Consider the following 3,853-nt stretch of genomic DNA (forward strand, 5'->3'; position numbering starts at 1 on the left):
GTGCTGCGGACCCCGCATGACCCACCCCACCGCCCACACCTGAAGGGACCCGGATGACGACCACCACCGCCAGCGCCGCCCATTGGGAGCCCGTCTGGGCCGGCGGACGCCGGTACCGGCAGGTCACCGAGGCGGAGCGCACATGGCTGGCCGACCAAGTCGGACCAGGTCGTGGACGCCCGGCACTCGACATCGGCACCGGCGAGGGCGCACTCGCCCGCCACCTCCACCGACTCGGCTACCGCACCACCGGGATCGACGTCGCGCCCAGCGCCATCGCCGCGGCCCGCGACACCGGGGCCGCCCAGTGCGACGACGGGCCGACCTGGCAAGTCATGGACTTCGCCGAGGACGACCTGCGCTCCCTGCCTGATCCCGCGTACGCCGTCGTCGCCTGTCGACTGGTCTACCGGTGGATGGACGACAAGCCGGCCTTTCTCTACCGTGTCCGCCAAGTCCTCGCGCCTGGCGCTACGTTCTGGGTCGTCACCGAAATCGCCGGCCGCCGCGAAGCCGGTGATCCCCGCCGGCATCTCGGAATCGGCCCCGCCGAAGCCGAGATCCTCACCGCGGGCTGGTCAGTCGTACGCAGCGCCGATCTCGACGTGCTGCGGTGCTACGCACTCCGGCCCTGACCATGGGAGTCGACACGTTGGACGACACGGAACAGCAGAACCTCCTCGCGTGGAAAGCGTACGGCGAGCATCACTTGCGGCGGGGGACGGACCTTGCGGAGCTGGACCGGATCAGTTGGGGGCCCGCGGCGGACGGGCCGGGCGACGACCTGCTCGGCGATCTCGGCGGGCTGCGTGTCCTGGACATCGGCTGCGGCCCCGCCCGGCACGCCGCCCACCTGGCCCGTGCCTACGGCGCGCGGGTCGACGGCATCGACGCCTCCCCCGGCCAGATCGAGCGGGCCCGCGCACGCTACCCCGATGTGCCGGGACTGCGGCTGTTCCACACCGACGCCGTGGAACACCTGAGCACGAGCACGCCGTACGACGTGATCTACTCGCTCAGCACCCTCCACTTCCTCGATCCGCACCGGCTCCTGCCCGCCCTGACGGCCGCTCTCAAGCCGGGCGGCCGCCTGTACTTCACCGTGCTGCACACGAACTCCGCGGGCGACGGCCCGTCCTCGGCCGTCACCTCACGCCCGGAGCTCCTGCGCCTGGCCGACGGCGGCGACCTCACCGTGCACATGTGGGTGCTGACGCCCGAGGTGTGGGAGGAACTGCTCACGCGGTACGGGTTCCACGTGCGGGGCGTCACCGTCCTGGACACGCCGGAGAAGGACAACAAGGCCTCCTACCGGCTGTTCCAGGTCCAGCGGCCGGCGAGGATCAGCACCCGGCCCCGTACCGCGAGACCACCCGTCCCCCAGGCCGCCGTCGGCGTCGGCGCCGTGCTGCTGGGGACTCGGGGTCTTCTCCTGGGCCGGCACCGGCTGGGCACCTGGGAACTGCCCGGCGGGACCGTGGAGCCGGGCGAGTCCCTGCGGGAGACGGCGGTACGCGAACTCGCCGAGGAGACCGGACTGCACGCGGAACCCGAAGACGTCCGTCTTCTCGGCATGTTCCTCGACCGGGTCGGAGACGTCGTCCGCATCACGTTCGGCGCCCTCGTCACCCGCTGGCGCGGGGAGCCGGCCGACCAGTCCGGCGAGAGCGTGGGCGGCTGGCGTTGGTGGCCGCTGGACGCCCTGCCCCCGGACCTGTTCGAGTGCAGCGCCCACATCCTCACCGCATGGCGCCCCGACCTGCCGATCGACCACCCGCCCGCGCACTTCGCCCCGGTCACCGACCAGGACACGACGGCACCCGGACGCCCCATGACCTGAACAACCCCTACGACCGGGCCGGCCCGCCCCCGTACACATGACTGACAAGAAGCTGTCACACGAAGGCCGGAATGCCGGTCCGGCGGCGGCCGGTTCTGACTGGCATGACTGTTGGAGTAGCACTCGACGCGTCCAGCGCGCCGAACCAGGTCGACGCCACCGTGCAGCTGGCCCAGGAGGCCGCCGCCGCCGGTCTGCGGTCCGCCTGGTTCGGCCAGACCTTCGGCGCGGACTCACCTCAGCTCGCCGCGCTCGTCGGGCGCGCGGTGCCGGGACTGCACGTCGGCACCTCCGCGATCCCCGTCTTCGGCCGGCATCCCCTGCTCGTCTCCAGCCAGGCACAGACCGCCCAGGCCGCGACACACGGCCGCTACCACCTCGGCCTGGCCCTCGGCACCAAGCTGCTGACGGAGACCGGCTTCGGCCTTCCCTTCGAGCGCCCCATCGCCCGCCTGCGCGAATTCCTCACCGCGCTACGACAGTTGACGCAGACCGGCACGGCCGACTTCCACGGTGAACTGCTCACCGCCACCACGCCGATTCCGGCCCGCGTGCCGGGCGCCGAGACCGGGGTGCCCGTGCTGGTCGCCGCGATGGGGCCGCAGGCCCTACGGGTCAGCGGTGAGCTGGCGGACGGCATCCTGCCCTATCTGGCGGGCCCGCGCGCCCTGGCCGAACACATCGTCCCCTCCCTGACCGCCGCCGCGGAGGCCGCCGGCCGGCCCGCGCCCAGGATCGTCGCCCTGGTGCCCGGCGTGGTCACGGACGACGTCGACGCGGTACGGGCGAAGGCCACCGAACGCCTCGCGTTCTACGAGCAGATCCCGTCCTACGCCCGGGTCATCGAACTCTCCGGCGGCCGCCGGGCCGCCGACGTGGCGGTGATCGGCGACGAGAAGGCGGTCGAAGCCGAAGTACGGCGCTACCGGGACGCCGGCGCCACCGAGGTCGTGTTCTCCGGCACCGAGATCGCCGGAGAGGCCGATCGCCGTCGCACCTGGGCGCTTCTCGGCGAACTCGCCCGCTGACCCGGCCCCGTCGCATCCGTCCCGCCGACCGAGCCTCACCCCCTCAAGGAGAACCCATGACCACTGAGGTCACCACGAACGACCTCCGGGCGTTCACCGAGAACTGGCTGGACTGGTACCGCGCCCAGGAGGCCAGGCTCGCCGACCCGCACGGGTTCCTGGCCATCACCGGACTGCACTGGCTCGACGACCAGCCGCGGCGCTTCCCCGACGCGCCCGGCGCGTGGCACGCCGGCCCCGACGGAGTCGTCGTCGACCTCGACGACGCGGAGGAACTGGTCGTCGACGGAAGGCCGGTGCGAGGTGAACACCGCTTCGGTGTGCTCCCCGAACGCGGTGGCGTCGACGTGGTCTGGGGAGACGCCGTCCTCGAGGTCGCCAAACGCGGCGGCCACGACATCCTGCGCCCCAGGCACCCGAACGCCCCGCTGCGCACCGCGTTCACCGGAACACCCGCCTACGCGCCCGACCCGCGCTGGGCCGTGCCGGGCCGGTACGTCCCCTTCGACGAGCCGCGGCCGACCACCGTGGGCGCGGCCGTCGAGGGTCTTGAGCATGTCTACGACGCTCCAGGCAGCATCCAGTTCGAGCTGCACGGGCGTCAGCTGTCCCTGACCGCGTTCCCCGGGCACGGAGCCGGCCGGCTGATGGTGCTGTTCACCGACACGACCTCCGGGGTCACCACCTACGCCGCCAACCGGTCCCTGTCCGTCGAGCCGCCCGCCGCCGACGGTACGGTCGTCCTCGACTTCAACCGCGCCACGAACCTCCCGTGCGCCTACACGGACCTGGCCACCTGCCCGCTGCCGCCGGCCGAGAACCGGCTGCCGGTGGCGATCGAGGCCGGCCAGAAGATCCCCCGCGAGCGCGGCGGCGCCTGAGCCGGACGGGTGGAAAGCCGGGAGGACAGCCGGGCGTGCCGGCCGCGGTGACGGCGCCCGGCACCCCGCGCCTCAGGCCGCACCCCGCACCCCGCACCCCGCAC

4 protein-coding genes are annotated in these 3,853 nt (G+C 72.9%); all 4 read left to right on the top strand.

Annotated features, from left to right (window positions below; genetic code table 11):
• Nucleotides 1-53 precede the first annotated feature (53 nt).
• The 4 genes from V7E45_RS39185 (at nucleotide 54) to V7E45_RS39200 (ending at nucleotide 3,749) form a co-directional block, all read left to right on the top strand.
• Entirely contained in the window at nucleotides 54-635 is a 582-nt protein-coding gene (locus V7E45_RS39185; protein ID WP_333779062.1) for a class I SAM-dependent methyltransferase, read from the top strand.
• 17 nt (nucleotides 636-652) lie between these two features.
• The gene (locus V7E45_RS39190; RefSeq protein ID WP_333779063.1) at nucleotides 653-1,840 is read left to right on the top strand and encodes a bifunctional class I SAM-dependent methyltransferase/NUDIX hydrolase; all 1,188 of its coding nucleotides are present in this window, start codon (nucleotides 653-655) and stop codon (nucleotides 1,838-1,840) included.
• A 104-nt stretch (nucleotides 1,841-1,944) separates the two neighbouring features.
• Nucleotides 1,945-2,868, top strand: coding sequence for an LLM class F420-dependent oxidoreductase (locus V7E45_RS39195; protein WP_333779064.1), 924 nt, complete (start codon nucleotides 1,945-1,947; stop codon nucleotides 2,866-2,868).
• A 56-nt stretch (nucleotides 2,869-2,924) separates the two neighbouring features.
• Entirely contained in the window at nucleotides 2,925-3,749 is an 825-nt protein-coding gene (locus tag V7E45_RS39200) for a DUF1684 domain-containing protein (RefSeq protein ID WP_333779065.1), read from the top strand.
• The last annotated feature ends 104 nt before the right edge of the window (nucleotides 3,750-3,853 follow it).

The organism is Streptomyces sp. IBSBF 3136 (assembly GCF_036815105.1).
Lineage (GTDB): Bacteria > Actinomycetota > Actinomycetes > Streptomycetales > Streptomycetaceae > Streptomyces.

Coding starts and splice junctions, on each gene's coding strand:
- V7E45_RS39185 (WP_333779062.1), top strand. CDS start 54: ATGACGACCACCACCGCCAGCGCCGCCCATTGGGAGCCCGTCTGGGCC.
- V7E45_RS39200 (WP_333779065.1), top strand. CDS start 2,925: ATGACCACTGAGGTCACCACGAACGACCTCCGGGCGTTCACCGAGAAC.
- V7E45_RS39195 (WP_333779064.1), top strand. CDS start 1,945: ATGACTGTTGGAGTAGCACTCGACGCGTCCAGCGCGCCGAACCAGGTC.